The 25,938-nt window shown below is 69.3% G+C and carries 23 protein-coding genes; 16 read left to right on the top strand and 7 right to left on the bottom strand.

The window, feature by feature from the left end; all coding sequences use genetic code 11:
• Nucleotide 1 precedes the first annotated feature (1 nt).
• The 5 genes from V5D55_RS06915 to V5D55_RS06895 all read left to right on the top strand — a co-directional run bounded on the left by V5D55_RS06915 (nt 2) and on the right by V5D55_RS06895 (nt 4,084).
• Complete coding sequence (locus tag V5D55_RS06915) at nt 2–466, top strand: GbsR/MarR family transcriptional regulator (RefSeq protein ID WP_435748646.1); 465 nt, start codon at nt 2–4, stop codon at nt 464–466.
• A 221-nt stretch (nt 467–687) separates the two neighbouring features.
• Complete coding sequence (locus V5D55_RS06910; RefSeq protein ID WP_435748645.1) at nt 688–1,083, top strand: GntR family transcriptional regulator; 396 nt, start codon at nt 688–690, stop codon at nt 1,081–1,083.
• Nucleotides 1,080–1,997: an ABC transporter ATP-binding protein gene (locus V5D55_RS06905; protein WP_435748644.1), complete on the top strand. Its 918-nt coding sequence runs from the start codon at nt 1,080–1,082 to the stop codon at nt 1,995–1,997. The genes V5D55_RS06910 and V5D55_RS06905 overlap by 4 nt, the downstream gene beginning before the upstream one ends.
• Nucleotides 1,997–2,683: a hypothetical protein gene (locus V5D55_RS06900; RefSeq protein ID WP_435748643.1), complete on the top strand. Its 687-nt coding sequence runs from the start codon at nt 1,997–1,999 to the stop codon at nt 2,681–2,683. The genes V5D55_RS06905 and V5D55_RS06900 overlap by 1 nt, the downstream gene beginning before the upstream one ends.
• Before the next feature lie 207 nt (nt 2,684–2,890).
• Nucleotides 2,891–4,084, top strand: a complete 1,194-nt coding sequence (locus tag V5D55_RS06895) for a Gfo/Idh/MocA family protein (protein ID WP_435748642.1) — start codon at nt 2,891–2,893, stop codon at nt 4,082–4,084.
• On the opposite strand, the gene V5D55_RS06890 is transcribed toward V5D55_RS06895, so the two are convergent.
• On the bottom strand, nt 4,081–4,671 hold the full coding sequence (locus tag V5D55_RS06890) for an ArsR/SmtB family transcription factor (protein ID WP_435748641.1): 591 nt from the start codon (nt 4,669–4,671) through the stop codon (nt 4,081–4,083). The genes V5D55_RS06895 and V5D55_RS06890 overlap by 4 nt on opposite strands.
• Before the next feature lie 75 nt (nt 4,672–4,746).
• Here V5D55_RS06890 and V5D55_RS06885 point away from each other — a divergent pair, with 75 nt between their 5' ends.
• From V5D55_RS06885 to V5D55_RS06860, 6 genes are all read left to right on the top strand, one after another.
• Nucleotides 4,747–6,054: an MFS transporter gene (locus tag V5D55_RS06885; RefSeq protein ID WP_435748639.1), complete on the top strand. Its 1,308-nt coding sequence runs from the start codon at nt 4,747–4,749 to the stop codon at nt 6,052–6,054.
• A gap of 187 nt (nt 6,055–6,241) precedes the next feature.
• The gene (locus V5D55_RS06880) at nt 6,242–6,868 is read left to right on the top strand and encodes an RNA polymerase sigma factor (protein WP_435748638.1); all 627 of its coding nucleotides are present in this window, start codon (nt 6,242–6,244) and stop codon (nt 6,866–6,868) included.
• The gene (locus V5D55_RS06875) at nt 6,865–7,320 is read left to right on the top strand and encodes a hypothetical protein (protein WP_435748636.1); all 456 of its coding nucleotides are present in this window, start codon (nt 6,865–6,867) and stop codon (nt 7,318–7,320) included. Before V5D55_RS06880 ends, V5D55_RS06875 begins: the two co-directional genes overlap by 4 nt.
• A gap of 56 nt (nt 7,321–7,376) precedes the next feature.
• Entirely contained in the window at nt 7,377–8,936 is a 1,560-nt protein-coding gene (locus tag V5D55_RS06870; RefSeq protein ID WP_435748635.1) for a S8 family peptidase, read from the top strand.
• Between the two features lie 211 nt (nt 8,937–9,147).
• On the top strand, nt 9,148–11,679 hold the full coding sequence (locus V5D55_RS06865) for a CHAT domain-containing protein (protein ID WP_435748634.1): 2,532 nt from the start codon (nt 9,148–9,150) through the stop codon (nt 11,677–11,679).
• Nucleotides 11,680–12,093: 414 nt separating this feature from the next.
• Nucleotides 12,094–12,357: a ribbon-helix-helix protein, CopG family gene (locus V5D55_RS06860; RefSeq protein WP_435748633.1), complete on the top strand. Its 264-nt coding sequence runs from the start codon at nt 12,094–12,096 to the stop codon at nt 12,355–12,357.
• A 263-nt stretch (nt 12,358–12,620) separates the two neighbouring features.
• Here V5D55_RS06860 and V5D55_RS06855 read toward each other — a convergent pair whose 3' ends face one another.
• The 5 genes from V5D55_RS06855 to V5D55_RS06835 are packed head-to-tail and all read right to left on the bottom strand — an operon-like array spanning nt 12,621 to nt 17,123.
• The gene (locus V5D55_RS06855) at nt 12,621–13,397 is read right to left on the bottom strand and encodes a DeoR/GlpR family DNA-binding transcription regulator (protein WP_435748632.1); all 777 of its coding nucleotides are present in this window, start codon (nt 13,395–13,397) and stop codon (nt 12,621–12,623) included.
• Nucleotides 13,397–14,251, bottom strand: coding sequence for a class II fructose-bisphosphate aldolase (locus tag V5D55_RS06850; RefSeq protein WP_435748631.1), 855 nt, complete (start codon nt 14,249–14,251; stop codon nt 13,397–13,399). The genes V5D55_RS06855 and V5D55_RS06850 overlap by 1 nt, the downstream gene beginning before the upstream one ends.
• A 26-nt stretch (nt 14,252–14,277) precedes the next feature.
• The gene (locus tag V5D55_RS06845) at nt 14,278–15,222 is read right to left on the bottom strand and encodes a 1-phosphofructokinase family hexose kinase (protein ID WP_435748630.1); all 945 of its coding nucleotides are present in this window, start codon (nt 15,220–15,222) and stop codon (nt 14,278–14,280) included.
• The gene (locus V5D55_RS06840; RefSeq protein WP_435748629.1) at nt 15,219–16,211 is read right to left on the bottom strand and encodes an ROK family protein; all 993 of its coding nucleotides are present in this window, start codon (nt 16,209–16,211) and stop codon (nt 15,219–15,221) included. Before V5D55_RS06840 ends, V5D55_RS06845 begins: the two co-directional genes overlap by 4 nt.
• 12 nt (nt 16,212–16,223) lie before the next feature.
• Entirely contained in the window at nt 16,224–17,123 is a 900-nt protein-coding gene (locus tag V5D55_RS06835; RefSeq protein WP_435748628.1) for an SIS domain-containing protein, read from the bottom strand.
• A gap of 293 nt (nt 17,124–17,416) precedes the next feature.
• Between V5D55_RS06835 and V5D55_RS06830 the strand changes: the two genes are divergently transcribed.
• From V5D55_RS06830 to V5D55_RS06815, 4 genes are read left to right on the top strand one after another with little or no spacing between them, the layout of a single operon-like run.
• On the top strand, nt 17,417–18,661 hold the full coding sequence (locus V5D55_RS06830; protein WP_435748627.1) for an extracellular solute-binding protein: 1,245 nt from the start codon (nt 17,417–17,419) through the stop codon (nt 18,659–18,661).
• A gap of 31 nt (nt 18,662–18,692) precedes the next feature.
• The gene (locus V5D55_RS06825) at nt 18,693–19,661 is read left to right on the top strand and encodes a carbohydrate ABC transporter permease (RefSeq protein ID WP_435748626.1); all 969 of its coding nucleotides are present in this window, start codon (nt 18,693–18,695) and stop codon (nt 19,659–19,661) included.
• A gap of 2 nt (nt 19,662–19,663) precedes the next feature.
• Complete coding sequence (locus V5D55_RS06820) at nt 19,664–20,590, top strand: carbohydrate ABC transporter permease (protein WP_435748625.1); 927 nt, start codon at nt 19,664–19,666, stop codon at nt 20,588–20,590.
• Nucleotides 20,591–20,633: 43 nt separating this feature from the next.
• A complete protein-coding gene (locus tag V5D55_RS06815; protein WP_435748624.1) occupies nt 20,634–21,539 on the top strand; it encodes a hypothetical protein in 906 nt (301 codons plus the stop codon).
• Nucleotides 21,540–21,565: 26 nt separating this feature from the next.
• Here the strand turns inward: V5D55_RS06815 and V5D55_RS06810 are convergent, their stop codons facing one another.
• Entirely contained in the window at nt 21,566–22,768 is a 1,203-nt protein-coding gene (locus V5D55_RS06810; protein ID WP_435748623.1) for an ROK family transcriptional regulator, read from the bottom strand.
• A gap of 173 nt (nt 22,769–22,941) precedes the next feature.
• Here V5D55_RS06810 and V5D55_RS06805 point away from each other — a divergent pair, with 173 nt between their 5' ends.
• Nucleotides 22,942–25,920, top strand: coding sequence for a glycoside hydrolase domain-containing protein (locus V5D55_RS06805; RefSeq protein WP_435748622.1), 2,979 nt, complete (start codon nt 22,942–22,944; stop codon nt 25,918–25,920).
• Nucleotides 25,921–25,938: the final 18 nt, after the last annotated feature.

Raw genomic sequence — 25,938 nt, 5'->3', positions numbered from 1 at the left:
CGTGGACGACGCCCACCGGGCCACCGGCCCCGCCGAGCGGGCCGCCGCGATGCTGACCGCCGCGGGAATGTCGCGCATGCCCGCGCGGGTGATGATGGCCCTGGTCGCCGCGCCCGACGGCGGGTACACCGCCGCGCAGCTCAGCGAGCGTCTCGGGATCTCGGCCGCTGCGGTCTCGGGCGCGGTGCGCTACCTGCAGCAGCTGCGCTTCATCCAGCGACGGTCGTGGCCCGGAGATCGCCGCGACCGCTACGAGTTCGTGCACGACACGTTCTCGAGCTCGATGGTCGGCAACATCCCCGTGTACACGCAGCTCGCCGCGTACATCGACGAGATCGCCGCCGAGCACGACGACGACCCCGGCGCCCAGGAGCGTGCGGCCGAGCTCGCGGACTTCTTCCGCTACCTCTCCAAGCGGATGCTGCAGATCGTCGAGGACTGGCGCGCGCAGCGCCACCCCGGCTGACGCCCGCCCGCCCCGCAGCATCCGCCCGCCCGCCCGCAGCATCCGCCCGCCGCGCGCACATCTTCGGAGTCGGGAGACGACACGCCGGGCGCTCGCGCGTCGCGTCGGCGTGGCGCGCACGGGCCCCGAAGTTGTGCCCGCGAAGAAGAGGGGTTGACACCTCCACAGGTTCTATGGTTAGTTACTCATGTAACTAACCCACCAACCACCTCGGAGCACCCGTGATCGAAGAAGGCAAGCCGCTCTTCCTCCAGATCGCCGAGCAGATCGAGGACTCGATCGTCGACGGTTCGCTCGCCGAGGAGGCACAGGCACCGTCGACGAACGAGCTCGCCTCGTTCTACCGGATCAACCCCGCCACCGCAGCCAAGGGAGTCGCCATGCTCACCGACAAGGGAGTGCTCTACAAGCGCCGAGGCATCGGCATGTTCGTCGCCGAAGGAGCACGAGACATGCTCCTCGGCGAGCGCCGCTCGGCCTTCGCCGACCGGTACATCGACCCGCTCCTCGCCGAAGCCCGCACGCTGGGACTCGGCCCGGACGACCTCGCGGACCTGCTCCGGCAGCGCGCCGCACAAGCTCAGACCACCATCGCAGAAGGGAAGACCCCCGCATGACCGCCGTCATCGAGGTGCAGAACCTCACCAAGCGCTACAAGGAGAAGCGAGCGCTCGACAACGTGTCGCTCTCCATCGAAGGAAACGCCATCTACGGCCTCCTCGGCCGCAACGGCGCCGGCAAGACGACACTCATGTCGATCCTCACCGCGCAGAACTTCGAGTCCTCCGGATCCGTCAAGGTCTTCGGCGAGCACCCGTACGAGAACGCCCACGTCCTCGGTCGGATCTGCTTCGTCCGCGAGAGCCAGAAGTACCCGGACGACGCCTACCCGAAGCACGCGTTCAAGGCCGCGCGCCTGTTCTTCCCGAACTGGGATCAGGCTCTCGCCGACGAGCTCGTCGAGGAGTTCCAGCTGCCGATGAAGCAGACGATCAAGAAGCTGTCCCGCGGTCAGCTCTCGGCCGTCGGCGTGATCATCGGGCTCGCCTCCCGCGCCGAGATCACCTTCTTCGACGAGCCGTACCTCGGACTCGACGCGGTCGCCCGGCAGATCTTCTACGACCGCCTGGTCGAGGACTACGCCGAGCACCCGCGCACGATCATCCTGTCGTCGCACCTGATCGACGAGGTCTCCAACCTCATCGAGAAGGTCATCGTGATCGACGACGGTCAGATCCTGCTGCATGACGACACGGATGCTGTGCGCGATCGCGCCGTCACGGTCATCGGCGAGGCCGCCAAGGTCGATGCCTGGGCCTCCGGCCGTGAGGTCCTGCATCGGGAGGCGCTGGGTCGCGTGGCATCCGTCACCGTGCTCGGCACCCTGTCGGCTGCGGAGCGTGCCGAGGTCACCGCATCCGGTCTCGATCTCGCCCCGGTGTCCCTGCAGCAGCTCGTCGTGCGCCTCACCCAGAAAGCGGGCGCCCATTCCGACACGAGAGTCGCGACCACGAAAGAGGAGGTCCGCTGATGCGTCGCACAGTCAACGTCATCCGCCTGCAGCTGATCAACAAGGGCACCTTCGTCTGGTACCCGCTGATGATCCTCGGTGCGGCGACCCTGATCTCGATCCTCATCTACGCGATGATCCCGGTCGACACCCCGAAGTACGGCGGCGGCGGGCAGGCTCCGCTCTGGTACTTCTTCGCGATCGGGATGTCGGCGATGACCCTCACCTTCCCGTTCTCGCAGGCCATGAGCATCACGCGTCGGGAGTTCTTCTTCGGCACGATGCTCACCGCGATCATCGGCAGCGCCCTCATAGGCATCCTGTTCCTGATCGGCGGCGGCATCGAGGTCGCGACGAACGGCTACGGCGTGAACGGATACGTGTTCTACCTGCCGTGGCTGTGGGATGCCGGACCCCTCGGCGCCTTCGTGGTCTACTTCACCCTCGCGCTCTTCTTCTTCGTGATCGGCTTCACCGGCGCGACGATCTACAAGAGCTGGGGACAGCTGGTGCTCATCATCGTGGGCGTCGGACTCACCCTGCTGCTGGTCGGGCTGGTGTTCCTCGTGACGCGGCTCGAGCTCTGGCCGCACGTCGGTGCGGGGATCAACGACCTCGGCGCGCTCGGGCTGGCGCTGTGGGGGCTCCTCGTCACCGCGGTGCTCACGGGCGTCTCGTTCCTCGCCTTCCGGAGGGCCATCCCCTGATCCGGCACTGAGCACGAACTCGCAAGACGACACGAACTTCGCAGGGATTCACGTGAATCCCTGCGAAGTTCTTGTCGTTCTGCGAGATTCTGCCCGGGCCGCCCCGCATCTCGACCCCGACAAAGTGATTGATCGTGACTTTTTGGGTTGCATAATTCCAGAAACCATCACCTCTGGCATGATGACCGTAGATCCACAGGAGGAGAGATGACGATGTCGGCCGCGGGGTCCACGAATGAGAAGCGCATCGCCGTGGTCGGCGTCGGCGCGCGAAGCGAGATCGCCCACCACGTACCCGTCGCCATGTCGGGTGCAGCCGTGGTCGCCACCGTCGACTCCGCCGCGACGGGCCGAGCACGCTCGGAGACGATGTTCCCCGGCGTGCCCGTCTACGCCGACATCGAGTCGTTGCTCGCGGCCGAAGCGGTCGACGCCGCCATCGTGACCACCCCCGACGACACGCACGCCGATATCGCCGTGGCTCTGCTCAGCGCCGGCGTCGCGGTGTATCTGGAGAAGCCCCTGGCCACGACCCTGGAAGACGCCGACCGCGTGCTGCGGGTCGCCGCCGAGACCGGGACGGCGCTCTACGTCGGCCACAACTTCCGGCACGCCGGGGTGGTGCGCCGCATGAAGGAGATCATCGACCGTGGGGAGATCGGCGAGGTGAAGACCGTCTGGGTGCGGCACTTCGTCGGCAACGGCGGCGACTACTACTTCACCGATTGGCACGCCGACCGGTCGCGGACGAACACGCTGCTCCTGCAGAAGGCCAGCCACGACATCGACGTGATCCACTATTTGACCGGCGGGTTCACACGTCGCGTCGTCGGCATGGGCGACCTGATGGTCTACGGCGGCGTGACGGATCGTCGCGAGCGCCCGGGCGAGACCATGCCGGACTGGTTCTCGTACGACAACTGGCCGGCCTCGGCATCCACCGGCCTCAACCCGGTCATCGACGTCGAAGACGTGTCGATGATGATGATGACCCTCGACAACGGGGTGCTGGCCAGCTACGAGCAGTGCCACTTCACCCCCGACTATTGGCGCAACTACACGGTCATCGGCACCGAGGGTCGACTGGAGAACGTCGGCGACACCGCGGGCGGCACGGTCAAGGTGTGGAACCGGCGGCGCGAATGGGCCGTGGCCGGCGACAGCGAGTACCCGATCGACGGTGACCCGAGCGGACACGAGGACGCGGACCTCGCCACCATGCGTGAATTCCTCAACCATGTCTTCCACGGCGCTCCCACGGTCGTCTCTCCCTTGGCCGCCCGCGCGGCCGTCGCCGCCGGAGCCCTCGCGGCCGAGTCGATCCGTGACGGTTCTCGACCCATCGACATCCCGAGCCTTCCGCCCGAGGTGCTCGAGAGCTTCCTGGCGCGCAGTCGCTAGATCGTGTCGTCGGCGGCGATCAGGTCCATCTGCCAGAACCTGCCGTCCGGATCCTTCTCGTCGTGCGCGTCGTCGGCTGCCGACAGCACCTCGTGGATCCTCACCATGACCGCGTCGAACTCGGCCTCGGTGAGCCGGATCGTGCGCTGCGCGAAGGCCGCGTGCACCTCGGCCGTGCGGCCGGTCACGTATTCCGGCGTCCAGGCGAGCACTCGCCGCACCAGCTCCTGGTGGTCCTCGGCGAGACCTGCCACCACCGATGTCGTGAGCGCCTCGTCGACGACCGGGCTCTCGGGGCCACCGACGTTGAGCGCGCCCTTTCGCGCGGTCCAGACCCGGTCGCGCCGGTCGCGCGCCTTCTCCGGCGCTTCCTCGATCAGCCCGGCGTCGGCGAGGGTGCGCAGGTGGAAGCTGGCGCCGTTCGCGGGAACGCCCAGCTCGGCGGCGATGTCGGCGGCGCGGAGGAACTCGTTGCGAGCGAACAGACGAAGGATCTGACGGCGCAGTGGGTGCGAATAGGCCTTCAGCATCGCCGACGTCATCCAGACGGGATCTTCACCCGACCCGTTCTCTGCGCCTTCGACCATGCTCGAATCATACCTGCACCGAAAGTTGCGCAATAAGACTTGCGCAACTGTTATTGCGCATCTAGTCTCGATTCCATGAGCCTCGCGACCCAGCCCCACCGACTCTGGCGCAACGTTCGCTACCTGACCTGGCTCGTCAGCGACACGAGCAAGGGTCTCGCCGCGTCCCTGTTCGCCTTCGCGATCCCGCTGCTCGCGCTCATCGTGACCAACGACCCCGCGCAGGCCGGCATCATCGGCGGCGCCGGCATGGTCGCACGACTGCTCACGACCCTCGCCGGCGGCATCCTCGCCGATCGTCACCGTCGCATCCTCCTCATGCTGCTCGGCTCCCTCATCGGCATCGTGCTGGCGGGCGGCTTCACGCTGCTGGCCCTGGGCGACGCGCTCACGTTCGGGTCGCTGCTCGTCATCGACATCCTGCTCGCCGCCCGGAGCGGACTCTTCGACGTCGCCGGCGAGAGCGCGCTCAAGGAGATCGTGCCCGACGAGGCGATGGGCCGCGCGCAGGCGGCGAATCAGGGAAGGGATGCTGCGCTGCAGCTCGCCGGCGGACCGATCGGCGGCCTGCTGCTCGGAGTCGGAGGCTGGCTGGTCGGCGTCGCGATGACCGTGTGCCACGCGGTCGCCGCCGTGACGGCGTGGATGCTGGGGCGCGAAGCGCGACGTGCCGGAATCGTGGATGCCGGAGCGGCAGAAGCCGACGGCTCCGCGATCGACGCGGGACCCGCACCGAAGACCAGCGCGTGGGCCGAGCTGCGCGAGGGCTTCGGCTGGCTGATGTCGCGGCCCGACCTCGGCGGCGTGCTGCTCATCATCATGGTCATCAACCTCGGCTTCAACGCCGCGACGACCACCGTCATCTACGCCTTGCAGCAGGAGGGCTACCCGGAACTCCTGATCGGCACGCTCACCGCGGCCGTCGGCGCCGTGATGCTCGTCGGCGCTCTGTTCGCCCCGCTGCTCGTCCCGCGCGTCAAGGCCGGAGTGCTCGCGATCATCGGCCTGTCCGTCGCGGCGGCCGGCACGGTCGCGGTCTCGATGGTGACGGAGCCGTGGGCCATCGTCGCCGTGCTCGGGCTGGCCGTGCTGACGCTGCCCGCACTGAACGCCGGGATGATGGGCTACTTCATGGTCGCCACACCGACGCACCTGCTGGGTCGGGCGAACAGCGCCGCCGGGGTGCTCGGCATGGGCGCCCTGCCGCTCGCACCGCTCGTCGCCGGGTTCGGCCTCACCTGGGTCGGACGGGAGTGGACGCTCCTGGTGTGCGCGGGGCTGTGCCTCGTCGCGGTCGCGCTCGCCCTCGGCAACCGGGCGCTGCGCGCGCTGCCGGTCGAGTCGGAGTGGTCGGAGCACGCGAAGCAGTTCGAGTCGGCCTGAAGCGCGGCGACTTCCGCGGGTCAGAACTTCGCAGAACGACACGAACTTCGCAGGAATCCGCGCGAAACCCTGCGAGGTTCGTGCTGTTCTGCGAACTTCGCGCCCGCCCGGCATCCGATTCTTGGACGCGAACATGTATCAGGCGGCTCTTGCCGTGCTCCTGGTAGGTGTGATCACAATGGGCTTCATGATCGACGGTGCACCCGGCGCCGCTCTCGGTCCTGCTTCGGGCGATGGTCCGGCACGCTGGCAACGCGCCGCCGACCTGTTCGACGCATGGCGCGAGGGTGATGGTCGAGCGATGGACGAGCTCGTGCGTCTGATGACGCCCGTGCTCTGGCACGTCGCGCGCGCGTACGGGCTCGAGCGCACCCTCGCCGAAGACGTCGTGCAGACCACCTGGTTGCAGCTGGTGCGCGGGCATGGTTCGATCGCCGACCCGCGCGCGGTGTCGGCGTGGCTCACCACCACCGCCCGCCGGGAGGCCTGGAAGGTCGGCAAAGCGAACGGGCGCGTCGACACGACGGATGCCGATGACCTCGACGCGCTGCTCCCCGAGCAGTCCTCCGCCGAGGAGCACGCGACGCTCGGCGACGAGAACCGACGACTGTGGCAGGCGGTGCAGCGTCTCGCCGAGCGCTGTCAGCGGCTCCTGCGCGTGATCGCGTTCGAGGATCGCCCCGACTACGCACGGATCGCGGCCGACCTCGCCATGCCGGTCGGCAGCATCGGCCCCACTCGCAATCGCTGCCTGGCGAAGCTGCGAGCGCTCCTGGACCCGCCATCGACCGCACGGACGGAGGGGATGTCATGACCGATCACGACGATGCCGAGATGTTCGCGCGACTGCGAACCCTCTGGCGCGACGTCGATCCGGTGCCGGCCAACCTGATCGATCGCATGGTCGCCGCCGTCGCTGCCGACGGGCTGAACCGCGAGTACGCCCTCCTGACGCTGGTCGAGGGCGAGTTCGGCGCCGTGCGCGGTGAGGCGGATGCTCTCACGCTGCAGTTCAGCGACGGCACCACGAGCATCCTGCTGCATGTGACGACGACGGCCTCGGGTCGCCGTCGGATCGACGGCTGGGTCGACACCGCCACGGCCGAGATCGTGCTGACGCAGGGCGAGCGCGCGAGGAACACGGCGCCCGCCGAGACCGGCCGCTTCGTCTTCGACGAGGTGCCGCCGGGGCTGACCCGGGTGCGCCTGACCACCGGCGAGGGCGACGACACCCGCACGCTGTCGACACCGCAGTTCGAGCTGTGACCGCGGGCCCGCCCGTCGGTGATGTCGCGGGGCGACCCGCAGGAAGAGGAGGACCGATGGAGCAGCCCAAGGGATGGACGTGGCAGGACCGCGCGGAAGGATCGATCCGCCGGGGCACGGCGCTCGACCCGAGCGTGGAGCCCGTCGACGGCATCCGCGCGTTCCCGACCGCCTACCTGCCGCAGCGCCTGCTGATCGCCCGGATCGACGACGACCAGGAGGCCTACGACCAGGAGGTGCGCACGCTGCGTGACGCGGCCGACTCGTTCGGGTGGCAGCTCGAGATCGAGTCGGAGGCGCGGTCAGCGGGCCGACTCGCGCCGGGGATGCCCGGCTTCCTGCGCGCGCACCTCACGACGCCCGAGGATCCGGGGCGGGGCGACGCGCCGATCGCGCCGGACGCCTGGCGGGTGCTGCAGCGTGCCCGCCGCATGTCGCATTCGACGATGCCGCGCACGAGCCTCGAGCACGTGCTGTCGATCGATCCGGTCGGGCTCAACCCCTTCACGCGCACGAACCCGTTCACACGAACGAACCCCTTCACTCGCACCAACCCGATCCGCGGGGCGGGAGCAGGCGGCAGCGACGACTACCTCGAACCGGGTCGCGGGGCGCGGCAGCCGGTAAGCTGGCTGGGTCCTTCCCCGCAGCGCGGGCCGTCGCCGAAGCGCGGGCGTCGTCCGGTGGTCGCGGTGCTCGACACCGGCTGCGGCGAGCACGCCTGGCTGCCCGCCGACATCGTGACCCGGCACGTCGAGCTCGACGGCCACCCGGTCGGACTCACCGACGACGCCGACCCGGAACGCTACCCGGATCTGTACGGGCAGCTCGACGGCGAGATCGACGCGGTCGCAGGTCACGGCACGTTCATCGCGGGCATCGTCCGGCAGGCCGCACCGGATGCCGACATCCTCTCGATCCGTGTCGCCGGAGCGCTCGGCGTGATCGACGAGAGCAGTCTGCTCGAGACGGTCGCACAGGTCGTCGAACTGCTGCGCCGGCACCGCGAGAACCCGAAGACGGGCTTCCCGATCGACGTGCTGAACCTGTCGCTGGGCTACTACCACGAGACCCCGACCGACGGACTGTTCAGCCTGACCCTGTTCACGCTGCTCACCCAGGCACGCGCGCTCGGCTGCGTGGTGGTGTGCTCGGCCGGCAACGACGCGATCGATCGGCCCTCGTTCCCTGCGTCGCTCTGGCCGTGGCCGGGCGCCGACAACGGCATCCGTCCCGATCGCGCTGCCCCGCACGTCTCAGTCGGCGCGCTCAACCCGTCGGCGCAGTCGGTGGCCCTGTTCTCGAACGTCGGACCCTGGGTGCAGACGTACGCGCCGGGAGCGGCGGTCGTGAGCACGTCGCCCGCATTCATCGGCGGAGAGCAGGCGACGACACGAGCCGACCTCGACGGACTCCGGCGAGAGACCCTCGATCCCGACGACTACCGGGGCGGCTTCGCGGTGTGGAGCGGCACCTCGTTCGCCGCACCCTACGTGGCAGGGCGCATCGCCGCGCAGCTCGGCACTGTGCCGACAGAGGGCGTCGGACCGGATGCCGCGGCCAAGGCCGTCGCCGCCGTGCTGAAGACACTGCCCGCTCCGGTCGACAGGGGCTGACTTCTCGGCATCCGGACTTCTCGGCATCCGTTTCGGCATCCGTTGCGCTCGCGGGGTGCGTCTGTCGGTTGAGAATACAGATGCAGGTCGAAACGGGGCGAAACGACCTGCATGTGGGATTCCGCCCTGCATGTGACTCCCACCCCGCGTGGCAAGCGGATGCCGCATCCGCAGGCTTCCGCGCGCCCTCTGCGCAGGGCATCCTGGACGAATGCCCCTGTCTGCGAGCGAGCTGCATCGGCGTGGTGTCGAAGCGGCCAACTCGCGACGGTTCACGCAGGCGCGGCGCGCGCTCGATGCGGCATCCGCCCGCACCGGCGACCCCGATCTGCTCGCCCGGATCGACGGAACCACCGCCTACGTGCTCGCGCAGACCGGCGAGCCGGCCGCAGCCGAGGAGCTCTGCCGCGCGGCGCTCGGGCGGTCCGGGATGCGCGACGAGACGGTGACCGTGCTCAGTGGTCAGCTCGGCACGCTGCTCCTCCACGCGGGTCGGCTGGAAGAAGCCGAGACGATGCTCACGCGAGCGATCGACCGCCTCACCACGGCCGGCAAGGAAGCGACCGAGCTCGCGAACTGCCTGATGAACCGTTCGGTGGTGCGGATGCAGCGGCACGAGCTCGATGCCTGCACCGAGGATCTGCGCCGCGCGGTCGCCGTGTACGAGGCCGCAGACGCCGCAGAACCCCTGGCCGAGGCGCGGCACAACCTCGGCTACGCGGCGCTCCTCGGCGGGGATCTGGTCACCGCGCTCACCCTGATGACGCGCTCGCGCCCCACGCTCGCCGCGACCAGTGATCTCGCCGCGGCGATCAGCGATCTCGACCGCGCCGAGGTGCTCCGCGACGCCGGACTCACGACAGAAGCGGAGACCCTTCTCGGTCGGGTCGCGCAGCAGTTCGGGGCGCAACGGATGCAGCAGGCTCGTGGCGAGTCCGAGTTCCATCTCGCCCGCTCCCTGCTCCGCCACGACCCGGCCGCAGCCGAACGCGCCGCCCGCACGGCCGCTCGACGCTTCACGACGCTCGGCAACGGGACCTGGGCCGCGCGCGCCGAAGCCGTGCGCCTCGAAGCGCAGCAGCGTGCGCGGCCGGACCGACGGCCCGAGGCGACGGAGTACTCCCGCACGGCGAAGGCCTTGGAGCGCAGCGGCTTCCGCACCGAGGCCGCCGGAATGCGGCTCAGCGCACGACGCGACGGCTCCGGACGGATGCCGCGGGTCGACGCCGACGCGCCGACTCCGCTGCGGCTGCACGCCCAGGAGGTGAAGGCCGCTCGGGCCGCGGCGTTCGGACGCGATCGCAGCGCGCTGCGCGCGGCGTCGGATGGACTCGACCTGCTCTCCGCCTGGCAGCAGTCGTTCGGCGCCCTCGACCTGCAGGCATCCGTCGCGATGCACGGCAGCGACCTGATGTTCGCGGGGCTGTCGGCGGCCGCGCGACTGCGCGATCCGGCGGTGTTGTTCGAGTGGTCGGAGCGCGCCCGGCATCTCAGCCAGCAGGTCGCGCCGGTGCGGCCGCCGCACGATGAAGCGCTCGCGGTCGACCTGGCGGAATTGCGGATGCTGCGCGCCGAGCTCGCGGGCCAGGACTGGACGACCGACGCCCGGGTGCGAGGGCTGCGCGACCGCGTGCGCGAGCGGCAATGGGCGACGACGGGTTCCGGGGGCACACGCGAACGGCTCGGGCTCGCCGAGGTGACGGCGCTCCTCGACCCCGACACAGCCGTGCTCTCGTACGTGTTCACCGGTGCCGAGCTGCACGCGGTCGCGGTGACCGCGGCCGGGGCGTCGATCGTGGAACTCTCCTGGCCGCGGGTGCGCGCCGCGCTCGACGGGCTCCGCGCCGACCTCGACATGGCCGCACTCACCCGCGGCGGGACGATGGGCGCCGTGACCGAGCGGGCGCTGACGGTACGGCTGGCGCTGCTCGACGCCGAGCTCGTGGCGCCGCTGCGACGCGCGGCGCCCGGTGCCTCGACGCTGGCGATCACGGCGCCCGGCGTGCTCGGTGGGGTGCCGTGGGCGATGCTGCCGGGGATGGCCGGCACCCCTTTTACCCTCGCGACGTCGGTGTCACGCTGGCTGACGGTGAACAACTCCTCGAGAACGAGCGCTCCGTCCGCCGAAGACGCGGCCTCGCGGCCGACCGCCGACGTTTCGGAGGAGTTGTTCACCGGCGGTGCGAGACACGAACGTCGGGTCGGCTTCGCGACCGGACCCCGCGTGCCCCGCGCCGGGGAGGAGGTGCGACGCGCGGCCGCCGTCTGGCGCGACGCCGGCACGGGTTCGATGACGACGCTCGAGGGGTCGGGTGCGACGGTCCAGGCCGTCACCGCCCTCGCGGCCGACGTCGACGTGCTGCATATCGCCGCGCACGGGCGGCACGCCGTCGACAACCCGCTCTTCTCGGGCTTCGAGCTCGCCGACGGCACCCTGTTCGGCTACGACGTCGACCTCGTCCCGCGGGTTCCCGCGACCGTCATCCTCTCCGCGTGCGAGCTCGGCCGCTCGTCGGTGCGCTGGGGCGAGGAGGCGTTGGGGATGACGCGGGTGTGGTTGCACGCCGGCGCCGACTGCGTGATCGCGGCGCCCGTCGCGGTGCCCGACGACATCGCCTGCGAGCTGCTCGGCGCGGTGCATGCGGGGCTCGCCGCGGGTTCGTCGCCCGCGGTCGCGCTGGCCGCGGCATCCGAGTCGACCGGTTTGCGCGCGCCGTTCCAGTGCCATGGGAACGGGTTGTGAGAAGTTTCTCCAATCGATGTATCAGAACGGGTGCCGCCCGCTCCTGTCTTTCAGAAGGTGCCATGCGAAGGACCTCGAAGGTGTGAGGTGCGAGGAGGCGCAGTCGGCTGGGGAAATCCGCTCGCTGGGGAGCGCGGATACGACACGGACACCCTCTGCTCCGAGGGTGTCGCGGCTGGGAGGCCGCGGCACTCTCGAAGGGCCTCGGCGCTCTGGGGACGCCGAGGCCCTTCGGCGCGCACGCCCGCTTCGCGAGGTCAGTGCGCATGCGTCGCGCACCGAGGCGATCTCAGCCGAGCTGCCCCCGGAAGAACCGATCGGCGAGATCGCGGACGAGGTCGGGAGATCCATCGGGGGGCTGCCGATCCTCGCGACACCTTCCCCTCTCCGAGGTTTCGTATTACAATACTGCGCATGGCACGCGAGATGCAGGGTCGGGACGTCTCCGAGGAGCAGGTCGACGAATGGGTGGCAGAAGCCGAAGCCGGATACGACCCGGCGGAGTTGCTACGGCGTGCTGGCGGACGACCGGCACGCGCCAGTCAGGTGTCCCATGTCGTGCCGGTGCGGCTCACAGAGGCGGAACTCGCCGCAGTGATGGAGCGGGCCGAGCGAGAGCATCTCAATCGTTCTGACGCTATTCGGGCAGCACTGGCGGCCTGGTCGCACGCCGCGTGATCGTCCGCCGATCCGCTCTCAAGCACGGAATCGACGAGGACGACTCCCTCAATGCCGCCCGCGTGGCCGGCGCTCATCACTTCGCTTGACGACGACAACCCCGGCCGGCAGCTCCGTCTTGGTTTCGACACGCACGGTCGTCTGCTGGAACTCATCGTCCTCGTCTGGGATGACGGCACAGAGGAACTCATCCACGCGATGAGGGCGCGACCCCAGGTACGTGGGGATGCTCGGGTGAGCGTATCGCCGAGGACCCCGCGGCCTCAGGCGAGCAGCACCTCGTGCCCCGCACCCCGGAGAGCTGAGACGACGTCGGCATCCGCACCGGAATCGGTGATCACTGTCGGGAAGAGCTCCACGCCGCCGACGCTCGCGAACGCGACGACACCGAGCTTGCTGCTGTCGGTGACCACGACCGCCCGACGGGCGCGCTCGGCCATCATCCGGTTCACGGCGGCCTCGCGCTCATCCTGCGTGGTGCCGCCGGCGACGGCATCCAAGCCGTTCACTCCGATGAAGGCGATGTCGAGACGCACACCGCGCAGCAGCTGCTCGACGAAGGGCCCGACGAGCTCGTAGCTGCGCGAGTGGATGACCCCGCCGGTGACGACGACCTTGATGTCGGGGCGGGTCGCGAGCTGGGCGGCGATGTTCACCGCGTTCGTGACGACGGTGAGGCCGCCGTTCGCCCCCAGATCGTCGCGGGCCGCGAGCGCGGCCGCGATGGCCGTCGTAGTCGTGCCGCCCGACAGGCCGACGACCATGCCCGGCGCGACGAGCCCGGCGGCCGTCTGGGCGATGGTCTCCTTCTCGTGCGTGCGCAGATGGCTCTTGTAGCGGATGGGCAGCTCGTAGGCGACGGTCTGAGCCACCGCGCCACCGTGTGTACGGGTGAGCAGGCGCTGCTCGGCGAGGCTGTCGAGATCGCGGCGCATCGTGGCCGGCGACGCCCCGAACTGCTCCACGAGCTCGTCCACCGTGACCTCACCGGCGGCAGCCAGGAGGTCGAGGATCGCGTTCAGCCGCGCCGCTCGCTTCATCACGCCACCGTAGCCGTCTCGGCCAGAGCGAACAGACGCAGCATCCGCGCCGCTTCGTCGGCGAGGGCGTCGCGAGCGGGCGCGAGGTACTTGCGCGAGTCGACCAGGCGCTCGTCCGCGTCGAGCTTCTCGCGGATCGCGCGGGTGAAGAAGCCGTTGAGGTGCGTGGAGACGTTGATCTTCGTCATCCCCGCCCGCACGGCATCGGCGATCACGCTGTCGGCGACGCCCGACGACCCGTGCAGCACCAACGGCACCGGCAGCGCCGCACGCAGCCGCGCGATCAGGTCGAGGTCGAGCGATGCGGTGCGGTCGGTCATCGCGTGCGAGGAGCCCACCGCGACGGCGAGCGCATCGACGCCGGTCGCCGCGACGAACTCGCGCGCCTCCTCGGGATCGGTCCGGACGCCGGGAGCGTGCGCGCCGTCCTTGCCGCCGACCTCGCCGAGCTCCCCCTCGACATAGACTCCGGCGGCGTGCGCACGTGCGGCGACCTCTGCCGTCAGCGACACGTTCTCGTCGTAGGGCAGCGCGCCGCCGTCGAACATGACCGACCCGAACCCGAGGGCCACGGCCTCATCGACCAGCTCCGGACGCTCGGCGTGATCGAGGTGCACGGCCACCGGCGTCTGCGCCCGGCGCGCGATGGCGAGCGTCGCGAGCGCGATGGGCTCGAGCCCGCCGTGGTAATCGGCGCAGTTCTGCGAGATCTGCAGGATCACCGGCAGCTGCGCGAGCGCCGCAGCACGCACGAGGCCTTCGGCCGTCTCGAGGTGGATCACGTTGAAAGCGCCGATGCCGGTGCCGGCGGCGGATGCTGCGGAGACGAGTTCGCGGGCGGAGACGAGGGTCACGAAGGGTCCTTTCAGGACGATGCGGGTCAGGACGATGCGGGGCGGAAGGATGCCGGGTCGGGACGAGAGACGCGAAGCTGCTGCTCGATCTCCGGCCAGCGGGGGGAGATATCGCCCGCGAGGGGCATCAGCACGGCGGCGGCAGACCAGGCCGTGGCACGACGGAGGATCTGCTCCGGGTCGCGCACACCCTGCGCGTACAGCACCGCGCAGGCCGAGACCCCGGCGTCGCCCGCGCCGGTCGGGTTGCCGGCCAGCGACTCGTCGAGTCGGGCGTGCACCAGATCGGATGCCGTGACCGCCAGCATCCCCTCGGCACCGAGTGACAGCAGCACGAGCTCGGCGCCGCGGGCGATCAGCGACCGCGCCCCCTCGACCGGGTCGGCGATGCCGGTGGCTTCGAGGAGTTCGGCCGCGTTCGGCTTGAGGACGGTGGCGCCGGCATCCGCCGCACGCAGCAGCGCGGGGCCGGAGGTGTCGGCGATCACGGGAACCCCGGCGTCTCTCCCGACCGCGATCAGCATAGGCAGCAGCGTCTCGGGCGCTCCGGGCGGAAGGCTGCCGGAGATCACCAGCACCCGCGCGCTCGGGAGCCGTTCGACGACCTCGGCGAGCACGGCCGCCCACTCGGCATCGGTCGGATTCAGTCCGCGTTCGTTGATGATGGTCGTGTCGCCGAGCGCCTCGTCGACCACGGCGATGCTGCGGCGGGTGTCTGCGGCGACCGGCACCAGTGCGTGCGGCACCCCGCTCGCACGGAGCTCCGCCGCGAACTCCTCGCCGACGCGCCCGCCGGTGGTCGTGATCGCGAGCACATCCGCGCCTTCGGCGTGCGCGACCCGCGCGACGTTCAGCCCTTTGCCGCCGGCGCGGGCGGCGCCGGCATCCGCTCGATGCGTGCCGCCTTCGATGAGCCGGTCGACGCGCCAGGTGAGATCGAGTGCCGGATTGGGGGTCACGGTGAGGATCATGCGATCTCCCTCGCGCGCAGCGCGGCGCCGAGCAGGCCCGCGTTTCCGGACAGTTCCGCCGCGACGAGCGCGGGGATGCGGTGGAAGCTCAACCGGGCGGCGAGGCGGGTGCGCAGCTCGTCGAACAGCGCGCCGCCCGCCCGAGAGAGTCCGCCGCCGATGACCACGGCCTCCGGGGCGACGACAGCGGTGAGCTGCGCGAGCGACATGGTGAGGGCGTCGAGCGCCGAGTTCCAGATCTCGGCGGCGACCGCGTCACCCGCGGCAGCGCGGGCGATCACGTCTTTCGCGCCGTCCGGGACGATGCCCGTGGCTTCGCGGTAACGCCGGGCGATCGCGCCCGCCGACGCCACCGCCTCCAGGCACCCACGCGCACCGCACGGGCAGATCGGTCCGTCGGCGATCGGGGAGTGCCCGATCTCGCCGGCATAGCCGCCGGCCGTGTACGGCACGCCTCCGACGAGCAGCGCGCCGGCGATTCCGGTGCCGATCACGAGCACGACCGCGTCGGCGTAGTCGCGAGCACCACCGAGTCGGCGCTCTGCCCAGCTCGCGGCACGCACGTCGTGGTCGAACGCCACCGGCAGCCCGAGCCGGGCGCTGGCCAGATCGCGCAGAGGCGCGTCGTGCCACCCGAGGTTGCTCGCGAAGATGCCGAGCCCGGCATCCGCGTCGACGATCCCGGGGACGACCAGTCCCACCGCCTGCGGCACCACGTCGGGGTGCGCGGCGCGCAGCTCGGCGGCGAGCACCTCCAGGCGGTCGAGCAGCACCTGCGTGCGGTCGCCGTCGACGATCGGCGTGGGAGTGCGCCGCAGTCCGAGCGCGGTGCCGTCGGCGTCGAACAGCGCCGACTTGATGTCGGTGCCGCCCACGTCGAACGCGAGCACAGGGACGCCTTCACCGAGCGTGCGCACCGCGGCGAGCGCCTCGCCCGCGCCGTCGCGCACGACGTCGGGGACGGACGCCGCGCCGTCAGGTCCGGTCATCGGAAGATCCGTTCATGCATCCAGGATGACGGATCGGCTGAGGTTGCGCGGCTGATCGGGGTCGAGACCGCGCGCGACAGCGCGGTCGAGCGCCACACGGTGCAGCCGCACGAGGTCGGCCATCGGATCGATCGAGCGCTGCTCGAAGCGGGCGCCGGTCGCCTCGACCTGTGCGGCCAGACCCTCCGGAGCCTCGCCGAAGTGCCAGGTCACGCGGCCGGGAGCGGCGATCGCGATCGGGCCGTGCCGGTAGTCCATCGACGGGTACGACTCGGTCCACGACTGCGACGACTCGCGCATCTTCAGCGCCGCCTCGTGCGCGAGCCCGGTCGCCCAGCCGCGGCCGAGGAACGTGTACTGCTCGGCTTCGCGCAGGGCCTCGTCGTCGTCGGCCTCGGACAGCACGGCGGTCGCGTCGGCGATCGCCCCGGTGAGGTCTTCGCCGAGCGAGGCGCGGAAGAGGGCGAGGGCGGTGGTGGCGAAGCGGGTCTGCACGACTGACTTCTCATCGGCGAATGGCAGCAGCACGGCCTCGTCGACCAGGGACACGAGGGGCGACTCCGGGTCGCCGATCACGCCGACCGTCGGGATGCGGCCCTTGATGCGGTCGACCAGTTCGAGCACTTCGGTGGTCGTGCCGGAGCGGGTGAGCGCGACGACGGCGTCGTAGCCGCGGTCGACGAAGGCCTCGGACGCGGCGAAGGCGTCGGTCTCGCCGTGCCCCGCCGTCTCGCGCAGGGCAGCGTAGGACTGCGCCATGAACCAGGAGGTGCCGCAGCCGACCACGGCGATGCGCGCGCCGGCGGCGGGCAGCTGCGCGTGGGCGTCACGGAGGTCGGCGGCGATCGCCCACATCTCGGGCTGCGAGAGGAGTTCTTCGCGCATGTGGGCGCCGGGCAGCAGGTCAGTCATTTGTGAGTCCTCCAGGCAATATGTTGCATAGTTGTGATCGTTTGAAGCTTGATTCGATCATAGTATGGCGATTAGGAAGGTCAATGGGCGAACACACTTGATTTGTTTGTTCCCTTGACAAATAATCTAACAAGTTCCACCCGAGCCCACCAGGCTTGATCGATCGTGACTGCCACCCGGCGACACGATCACTACGCACTGTCGCGTGACGTGCTTGCGACTGTGCACCACACCCCCTCCGGGGACGATCCCCGCCGCCGGAGCGGACACTCACAGTGAGGAATGCAATACACATGAAGAAGTCACTGCGGTTCGGCGCCGCCGCCATTGCGGCCGTCGCCACGCTCTCGCTCGCTTCGTGCGGGTTCGGCGGGTCATCCGGCGACGGCGGCGACGCTGAGGGATCCACCACGATCGACCTCCTCGTCCCCAGCTACTCCGACGGCACCAAGGCCAACTGGGAGACCGTGATCAAGGGTTTCGAGAAGGCGAACCCCGACATCAAGGTCAAGCTCGAGGTGCAGTCCTGGGACAACCTCGAGAAGGTCGTCTCGACCAAGATCCAGGCAAACGAGGCGCCTGACATCTACAACGGCGGCCCGTTCGCCGGCTTCGTCGGCGATGAGCTCCTCTACCCGGTCGAGGACGTCGTCTCGGAAGACACGTTCGCCGACTTCCAGGACTCGTTCATCAAGAACGCCGAGCTCGACGGCACCGCGTACGCGCTTCCGCTGATCGCGTCTGCCCGTGCCCTGTTCGTCAACAACGCCCTGCTCACGCAGGCCGGCGTCGAGGCACCCACTGATTGGGACTCGCTGCTGGATGCCGCGACCAAGGTCTCCGCGCTCGGTGGCGGCGTCGCCGGCTACGGCATGCCCCTCGGCTCGGAAGAGGCTCAGGCCGAGGCAGCTGTGTGGCTCTGGGGCGGCGGCGGATCGTTCGGCGACGCGTCCGAGATCACGATCGACACCCCGGAGAACCTCGTCGGCGCCGAGCAGATCAAGAAGATGATCGACGCCGGTGCGACGCAGGCCGACCCCGGCTCGACGCAGCGCTCTCCGCTGATGGACATCTTCATCCAGGGCAAGATCGGCATGCAGGTCGGCCTCCCGCCGACAGTCGGCCAGATCGAAGAGGGTAACCCGGATCTCGACTACTCCATCGTCCCGATCCCGACCAAGGACGGCTCGCCCTTCACTCTCGGCGTCATGGACCAGCTGATGGCGTTCCAGAACGACGATGACAAGAAGGAAGCGATCACCAAGTTCTTCGACTACTACTACTCGGCCGATGTCTACGTGCCGTGGGTGCAGGCCGAGGGCTTCCTGCCCGTCACCAAGTCGGGTTCTGAGGAGCTCGCCGGCGACGAGGCTCTCAAGCCCTTCCTCGACGTGCTGCCCGACGCGCAGTTCTACCCGTCGACGAACGCCAGCTGGTCCGCCGCCGACGGCGCCTTCAAGTCGCTGTTCGGTCAGCTGCAGTCGAAGCCGGCGCAGGATGTCCTGACCGAGATCCAGGCGCAGGTCGACGCGGGCTGAGCCCGCTGAACGGAGAGGTTCGGGTATTCCCATGAGCCAGACGAAAGAGTCCTCGAACCTCGCGGGGGCGGCCACCGGCCGCCCCCGCACCTCCCGCCGCACCCCCGCACGCGGGAAGTCCGGGGGCAAAGACCTCCTCCAGGCGCTGCCCTGGATCGCCCCCGCGCTGCTGCTCATCATCGGCGTGGTGTTCTTCCCCGCCGGGGTGATGTTCTTCAACTCCACCCGCGACATCTCCCTCTCCGGGCTCGACAAGGGCTCGGTCGGGTTCGACAATTTCGCGACCGTGTTCGCGTTCGCGGAGTTCTGGCCGATCCTGGGCCGCACGGTCATCTGGGTCGTGTCCGTCGTGACGTTCACCGTCGTGATCTCACTGGCCCTCGCCCAGATCCTCAACAAGGCGTTCCCCGGACGACAGATCGTCCGCATGGCCGTCATCGTGCCGTGGGCAGCATCCGTCGTGATGACGACCATGGTGTTCTACTACAGCCTCGAGCCGTACTTCGGGGTGTTCAACAAGTTCCTCTACGACATCGGCCTCAGCGACGACGCGGTCGGATACGGGTGGACGAAGAACCCGGCCACCGCCTTCGCCTGGTCGATCGTCATCGCGATCTTCGTCTCGCTGCCGTTCACCACCTACACGATCCTCGCGGGGCTGCAGTCGGTGCCCGCTGACGCGATCGAGGCGGCGAAGATGGACGGCGCGGGGCCCGCCCGCACCTACTGGTCGATCGTGCTCCCGCAGCTGCGCAGCGCCCTCGCCGTCGCGGTGCTGATCAACATCATCAACGTGTTCAACTCCCTGCCGATCCTGAAGGTGATGACCGGATCGATCCCCGGCTATGGGGCAGACACGATCATGACGATGATCTTCAAGTACATCGAGCTCCAGAAGAAGGTCGACGTCGCCAGCGCCCTCTCCGTGGTCGCGTTCCTCATCGTGATCGTCATCGTCGCGATCTACGTCAAGACCGTCAAGCCCATGAAGGAGGTCTGACCGTGACCATCACCGAAACCGAACTCGTCACCACCACCGGTCGCGGCGGACGCAGCCTTCCCCCGCTGAACGGCCGCAAGCGCCGCTACACCGAAGACCAGGTGACGCTGCCCCGCGTCATCCTGCGCATGGCCGCCGGCTTCCTCGTGCTCGCGATCTTCGTGCTGCCGTACCTGATCATGTTCTTCGGCTCCGTGAAGACGAAGCCGCAGATCCGCTCCGTCGACCCGACGTATCTCCCCACCGAGTGGCACTGGGAGAACTTCATCACGATGTGGTCGACCCCCGAGACGCCGCTGCCCTACAACCTCATCTCGACCATCGTGATCTCGGTCTTCGCGACGCTGCTGGTGCTCGCGGTATCGCTGCCTGCCGCGTACTACACGGCGCGGTTCAAGTTCCCCGGGCGCATGGTCTTCCTGTTCCTCGTGATCGTCACGCAGATGCTGCAGCCCGCGGTGCTGACCTCCGGTCTCTTCCGCCAGTTCACGACCCTCGGACTCGGCGACACGTGGGTCGCGATGATCTTCATCAACGCCGCATTCAACCTGTCGTTCGCGGTGTGGATCATGCACTCCTTCTTCGCCGGCATCCCCAAAGAGATCGACGAAGCCGCGCAGATCGACGGCGCCGGCCGCTTCACGGTGCTGTTCAAGATCAACCTGCCGCTGGTGTGGCCGGGCATCGTGACCGCGATCGTGTTCACCTTCGTCGCCTGCTGGAACGAGTTCGCGGCATCCCTCGTCATCCTGTCGACCGACAAGAACCAGCCGCTGTCCGTCGCGCTGACCAAGTTCGTCGGACAGTACGAGACCAGCTGGCAGTACGTCTTCGGCGTCTCGCTCGTCGCGATCCTGCCCGTGGTCATCCTGTTCATGCTCATCGAGAAGCGCCTCGTCGGCGGTCTGACCGCGGGGAGCGTGAAGTAGGGACTTCACCGGGGCGGTCCTCCGCGGCGGATACGGTTGAACGATGAGTACGCGCGAATCGAAGACCGTCCGCACGCGGCGCTGGCTGCGCCGACTGACCGATCCGACCAGCGCGCAGCATGTCGTTCTGACGAGCGCGGCGGTGGGTGCGCTCGCGCTGGTCGACCCCGCTCGACGCACGGTCGGCGGACGCGTGCTGCTCCGCGCCGGCACTGCTGTCGTGAACGGCTTCATCGCCTGGTGCGACGCGCGGCCCACGCATTCCGTGTCCGGGCGGATCGGCATGACGGCCGCATCGGTCGGTGCCGGGCTCGCTCTCAGTGAGGCCGGCGACGCGATCGACGCGCGCCTGGACGGCTTCGTCCGCCGCCGCGGCATCCGGCACCCGCGACTGGTCCTCGCGCTGTTCGCCGCCGCGTCGATGGTCGGCGCGCACGCGCTCAGTCGCCGGATCGATGCCGCATCCGCCTCCGACGAGTACGACGACGACTTCGTCGACGACGACGAACCGATCGAGATCCCGACAGCCGTCCGCGAGCTCGTCTCCGCCCTCCTCGCTCGCGCCGACGGTTACGGTGCACCGGAGCTGCGCACGCAGCTCGACGCCGCGCGGGCGATGGAGTACAGCGGCGAGGACGAGGGGTCGTTCTACCCGGGGATCGGCTTCACCATGCCGGCCGACCTGCCTCTCGCCGTGCCCGCCGAGGCACGCTTCCCGGTCATCGGTCGCTATCACCCCTTCGACGGCCGCAGCGCCGACGTCTACCTGTTGATCTCGGATGGACGGTTGGCGAGCCTGAACATCACGACCGGCGAGGACTGGGATGTCGAGGAGCAGATCGCCTGGATGGAGGACGGCGGCTCGATGCAAGACCTCCCGGGCTGGCCGTCGGCTGACGAGCTCACGTACTTCGTCGAGACCTCGGCGGGCCTGAAGCCGCTGGGCTGAATCGTCAGGGTCACGCGAGCGGGGCGTCAGACCGCGGGCGCGGCCGGACGCATCAACGAGACGCCGAGAACGCGTTCCAGCACGTGGCGCCCGGGTCCCAGCGCAGGGTCGGAATCGTGCGCGAAGCGGATCGGTGGGGATGCGGTGCCCTTGGGCCTATTCGTCTCGAAACCGTCTCGCACGGCAGACAGGAACTCCTCACCGAGCAGCGGCGCACGTCCGACGATGGCGATCTCGTGCGGATCGGTCAGGCCCGAGAGGATGCGCAGCGCAGCGGCGACGGCCTCTGCGGCGAGCAGCATCCGCTCTTCCGCGCTGTCGGCGCGCAGCAGTGCGCGCACGCCGTCCGGTTCGAGTTCGTCGTGGAAGTCCTCTCCGAGAACGGCGGTGAGCGAGGCGACGGCTTCGATGCACCCGTAGCCTCCACAGCGACACCGCACGCGGGAGCCGTTGCCTCCGAACGCCACGTGGCCGATCTCTCCGGCGCGACTGGTCGCCCCCGGCAGCACGCGGCCGTCGATCGTGACGGCCGCGCCGATCCCCTCACCCATGCGCAGCACGAGCCGCTGTACGCCGTCGGTCTGATCGAAGGCCGCTTCGGTGAGTGCCTCGCCGTCGGCGTCGTTGAGGATGACGACGGGAACGTCGCCCTCCGCCCGGACGAGGTCGGCGAGCGGCACGTCCTTCCAACCGAGCAGCACGCTCTCTCGCACCACAGCACCGTCCGTGACACCGGGGGACTGCAAGCACACCGCGAGAACGCGGTCGCTGAACTCGCGAACGAGGTCTCCCGTCATGCGTGCGACGTCGCTCGGCGCGACTCCGCTCTCGTGGCTCGTCACGCGCGTCAGCACGCGAGATCCGCTCAGGTCGAGCAGCGCCGCTTCGATGCTCTGCGCGCGGACGATCACGACGCAGACGACGTAGAACGCACGATTCAGCTCGACACGCGTCCCCGGCTTGCCCCCGGTGCTCGCGGCCTGCTCACCTTCGATGACGAGGCCGAGCGCGATCAGCTCGTTCACCAGGGACGACGTGGTGGCGGTGGTGAGGCCGGTCAGTCGGGCCAGAGTCGCGCGGGTGACCGAGTCCTCGGAGCCGATCAGTGCGAGCGCGCGGCGCAAGTGATCACGGCGGATCTTGCCCTTGCCGTCAAGGAGCCCGTCTGCGCCGCCTCCGAAGACGGATCGGTCGAGCCGCGCCCTCGGCCCTTCCACCGCTGTCCGCATCGATGTTCCGCTCCTTCGCGCCGCTCGCGCTCCGTCCGTACCGCGGAACCTTGACACGCGGCCGGTGCAACTCTACGCTAGCCCTACTTCGCTTACTCACTAAGTAAAGTCCGACTCGAGCCCCTCCCCACCTCGAGCACCACTGTTTCTCGAAGACGACAGGACAGGACCCGATGAACGTGTCTGCAACGCTGCACCTCCCGCGCCGCTCGCGCGCCCGATCCCTGCTGAGAGCCGGCGCAGCAATCGTGGCGCTCACACTCACCCTTCCCCTCGTGCCGATGCTGTCGACCCCCGCGTCCGCGGCCGAGACGACCGTGGTCCTCGTCGACGACGCGGTCACCTCGACGACCGAGGGCTTCGAGTTCCCCGCCAAGTGGGTGGGCGATGCCGACCTCGACGACACGAAGTGGCACGGCGGCACGGAGCACTGGGTGCGCGCCGGCGACACCCCCACGATGACGTTCCGCTTCACCGGAGTCCAGGCCGAGCTGCTCGGCAACACCGACCCTGCTCACGGCACGTACGCGTTCTCCGTGGACGGCGGGCCCGAGACGATCGTCGACGCGTACTCCGCAACGCGGCAGTACCAGCAGCTGCTGTTCTCCACCGGGGTCCTCCCGTCCGGGCCGCACACCGTCGTCCTGCGCGTGACCGGGCAGAAGAACCCCGCCGCATCGCGCGCCGGAGCGCAGATCGACTTCGCCCGTGTGACGAAGGAGGTCGTCGCGGCCACCGGCGTGACCGTCGATCAGACGCCGCTGACGCTCGAGGCGGCCAGCACCGCCAAGGTCACCGCGACTGTCGCGCCCGTCGATGCCACCGACAAGACGGTCGAATGGTCGTCGGACGACGAGGGCGTCGCCACCGTCACCGCGGACGGCACGGTCACCGCCGTCGCCGCAGGCGAGGCGACCATCACCGCGACGACCCGTGACGGAGGCTTCACGGCTCAGCGCGCGATCACCGTGACGAAGGCGCGCACCGAACTCTCCGGCGCCGTCGCCGACACCAACTTCCACTACGTGACCACGAAGGCGTTCGACGACTACCGCCGCAAGTACTACTCCGACGTCACGACGATGACGGAGAAGACCTGGCAGGGAACGGCGTGGCAGCGCGACCGCGTCAACGCGCAGTTCGTGCTCTGGACCACGGGCGAGCGCAAGACCGGCGTGCGCGTGGAGAGCGTGAGCCTGAAGAGCGGCGGCGGCGCCTCGTTGGACGACGGCATCACCGCGACCCTCATCTCCACCGTGATGGCAGGACGCGGGCGCCCCTCCCTCGGAAAGCCCCAGGAGCCGATCCCGGATGTGCTCACCCCGGTCGCATCCGTCGAGATCGCACCGCGCTCGGTGCAGCCGGTGTGGATGACGGTCGACGTGCCAGCCGATGCCGCGCCCGGCGTCTACGACGGCACCATCGTCGTGGTGAGCGATCAGGGCGACCGCATCGAGCTGACGCTCGCGCTCGAAGTCCTCGACATCCGGCTTCCCGCCCCGAACGACTGGGAGCAGTTCGTCGACCTGTGGCAGAACCCGTACGCGGTCGCCCGCACCGAGGGGATCCCGCGCGACCAGCTGTGGAGCGAGGAGCACTTCGCCGCCATGCTGCCGCACTATCAGCGACTGCGTGACGCCGGACAGGACGTCATCACGGCCACCGTCGTCAAGGACCCCTGGGCCTCGCAGACGTTCGATCCGTACGACTCGATGGTCGAGTGGACCAAGAACGTCGACGGCACCTGGTCGTTCGACTTCAGCGTCTTCGATCGATGGGTGGAGTTCATGATGGAGGACGTCGGGATCGACGCGCAGATCGACGCTTATTCGATGGTCAACTGGGCGAGCAAGGTCGAGTACTTCGATGTCGCGCAGGATCGCCGGATCACGGCCACGGTGTCGGTCGGCACCCCGATCTGGCGCGAGATGTGGACCGCGTTCCTGGAGAAGTTCGGACCGCACCTGAAGGAGAAGGGCTGGTTCGACATCACCTACATGGCGATGGACGAGCGTGCGCTGGACGACATCCTCCAGGCGGTCGACCTGATCGAGGATGCCGCGCCGGGCCTGAAGGTCGGCGCCGCCATGAACTACAACAGCCTGCACGACCCGCGGCTGGACCGGATCGACAAGATCTCGGTCTCGGCCGACAATGTGCTCATCGGCGACGAGGAGTTCGAGACGGTCGCGGCGCACCGCCGTGAACTCGGCCTGATCACGAGCATCTACTACTGCGTCGGCATCTACCCGAACACCTTCGTGAGGTCCAACCTCGCCGAGGCGGTCTGGGGACAGTGGAAGACCACGGCGACGCAGTCCGACGGATACCTCCGCTGGGCATATGACAGCTTCGTCGAAGACCCGTTCACGACCGTGGACTTCAAGACCTGGGAGTCGGGAGACGCCGCTCAGGTGTACCCGCACAACATCTCGTCGGTGCGCTGGGAGCACATGAACGAAGGCATCAGGGATGCCGAGAAGGTGCGGTGGCTGTCGGCCCGTTCGACGGATGCCGCGACCACACTGAACGCGGCGATGGCCGAGATGGCGAACCCCGGGTTCAAGAAGGACCCGTACGGCGGCGTCATCGACCCGGGTGACGTCGACATCCCCGCCGAGGTCGACCGGCTGCAGGCAGCGCTGGACACGGCGACGCGGGCATACCTCGCAGATCGTCAGGTCGAGTTCGACGTCGAGCTCTCGGACACCGCCCTCACGGTCGGCAAGAAGGCGACCGCGACGGTCACCGGGCTCGAGCCCGGCTCCGAGGCCTCGTTCGCGCTGCACTCCGACCCGGTCACACTGGGCACGGCGGCGGCGGATGCCGACGGCACGGCTCGCCTGTCGTTCACAGTCCCGGAGGTTCCGGCCGGCGCGCACGAACTCGTGGTCAGCGCTCGCGACGCCTCGGGCACACCGGGCACCGTGTCGCTCGCGGTGACGGTGCGCGCCGTCGCCGACCCCGACCCCGGCAACGGGAACGGCAACGGCAACGGGAACGGATCTTCCGGGTCGGGCTCCTCCAACGGCGGGGCTCTCGCGACCACCGGCCAGGACCCCGCGATGATCACGACCGCCCTTCTGGTCGCTCTCCTGCTGCTCGCAGGCGGAGTCGTCGCCGTCCGACGGGGGCGTCTCCCGCGCCGCTGATCGGGTTCCCCAGGGCCG

The sequence above is a fragment of the Microbacterium sp. PMB16 genome (assembly GCF_051294855.1).
GTDB lineage: Bacteria > Actinomycetota > Actinomycetes > Actinomycetales > Microbacteriaceae > Microbacterium.
The sequence above is the reverse complement of the archived record's forward strand: the minus strand, read 5'-3'. Positions and strand labels throughout refer to the sequence as shown.

What these genes read in the sequence shown, in the direction of transcription:
- V5D55_RS06870 (WP_435748635.1), top strand. Translation starts at nt 7,377, where the DNA reads ATGGAGCAGCCCAAGGGATGGACGTGGCAGGACCGCGCGGAAGGATCG.
- V5D55_RS06900 (WP_435748643.1), top strand. Translation starts at nt 1,997, where the DNA reads ATGCGTCGCACAGTCAACGTCATCCGCCTGCAGCTGATCAACAAGGGC.
- V5D55_RS06895 (WP_435748642.1), top strand. Translation starts at nt 2,891, where the DNA reads ATGACGATGTCGGCCGCGGGGTCCACGAATGAGAAGCGCATCGCCGTG.
- V5D55_RS06835 (WP_435748628.1), bottom strand. Translation starts at nt 17,123, where the DNA reads ATGACTGACCTGCTGCCCGGCGCCCACATGCGCGAAGAACTCCTCTCG.
- V5D55_RS06815 (WP_435748624.1), top strand. Translation starts at nt 20,634, where the DNA reads ATGAGTACGCGCGAATCGAAGACCGTCCGCACGCGGCGCTGGCTGCGC.
- V5D55_RS06885 (WP_435748639.1), top strand. Translation starts at nt 4,747, where the DNA reads ATGAGCCTCGCGACCCAGCCCCACCGACTCTGGCGCAACGTTCGCTAC.
- V5D55_RS06860 (WP_435748633.1), top strand. Translation starts at nt 12,094, where the DNA reads ATGGCACGCGAGATGCAGGGTCGGGACGTCTCCGAGGAGCAGGTCGAC.
- V5D55_RS06875 (WP_435748636.1), top strand. Translation starts at nt 6,865, where the DNA reads ATGACCGATCACGACGATGCCGAGATGTTCGCGCGACTGCGAACCCTC.
- V5D55_RS06890 (WP_435748641.1), bottom strand. Translation starts at nt 4,671, where the DNA reads ATGGTCGAAGGCGCAGAGAACGGGTCGGGTGAAGATCCCGTCTGGATG.
- V5D55_RS06805 (WP_435748622.1), top strand. Translation starts at nt 22,942, where the DNA reads ATGAACGTGTCTGCAACGCTGCACCTCCCGCGCCGCTCGCGCGCCCGA.
- V5D55_RS06825 (WP_435748626.1), top strand. Translation starts at nt 18,693, where the DNA reads ATGAGCCAGACGAAAGAGTCCTCGAACCTCGCGGGGGCGGCCACCGGC.
- V5D55_RS06880 (WP_435748638.1), top strand. Translation starts at nt 6,242, where the DNA reads ATGATCGACGGTGCACCCGGCGCCGCTCTCGGTCCTGCTTCGGGCGAT.
- V5D55_RS06830 (WP_435748627.1), top strand. Translation starts at nt 17,417, where the DNA reads ATGAAGAAGTCACTGCGGTTCGGCGCCGCCGCCATTGCGGCCGTCGCC.
- V5D55_RS06905 (WP_435748644.1), top strand. Translation starts at nt 1,080, where the DNA reads ATGACCGCCGTCATCGAGGTGCAGAACCTCACCAAGCGCTACAAGGAG.
- V5D55_RS06810 (WP_435748623.1), bottom strand. Translation starts at nt 22,768, where the DNA reads ATGCGGACAGCGGTGGAAGGGCCGAGGGCGCGGCTCGACCGATCCGTC.
- V5D55_RS06855 (WP_435748632.1), bottom strand. Translation starts at nt 13,397, where the DNA reads ATGAAGCGAGCGGCGCGGCTGAACGCGATCCTCGACCTCCTGGCTGCC.
- V5D55_RS06840 (WP_435748629.1), bottom strand. Translation starts at nt 16,211, where the DNA reads ATGACCGGACCTGACGGCGCGGCGTCCGTCCCCGACGTCGTGCGCGAC.
- V5D55_RS06845 (WP_435748630.1), bottom strand. Translation starts at nt 15,222, where the DNA reads ATGATCCTCACCGTGACCCCCAATCCGGCACTCGATCTCACCTGGCGC.
- V5D55_RS06865 (WP_435748634.1), top strand. Translation starts at nt 9,148, where the DNA reads ATGCCCCTGTCTGCGAGCGAGCTGCATCGGCGTGGTGTCGAAGCGGCC.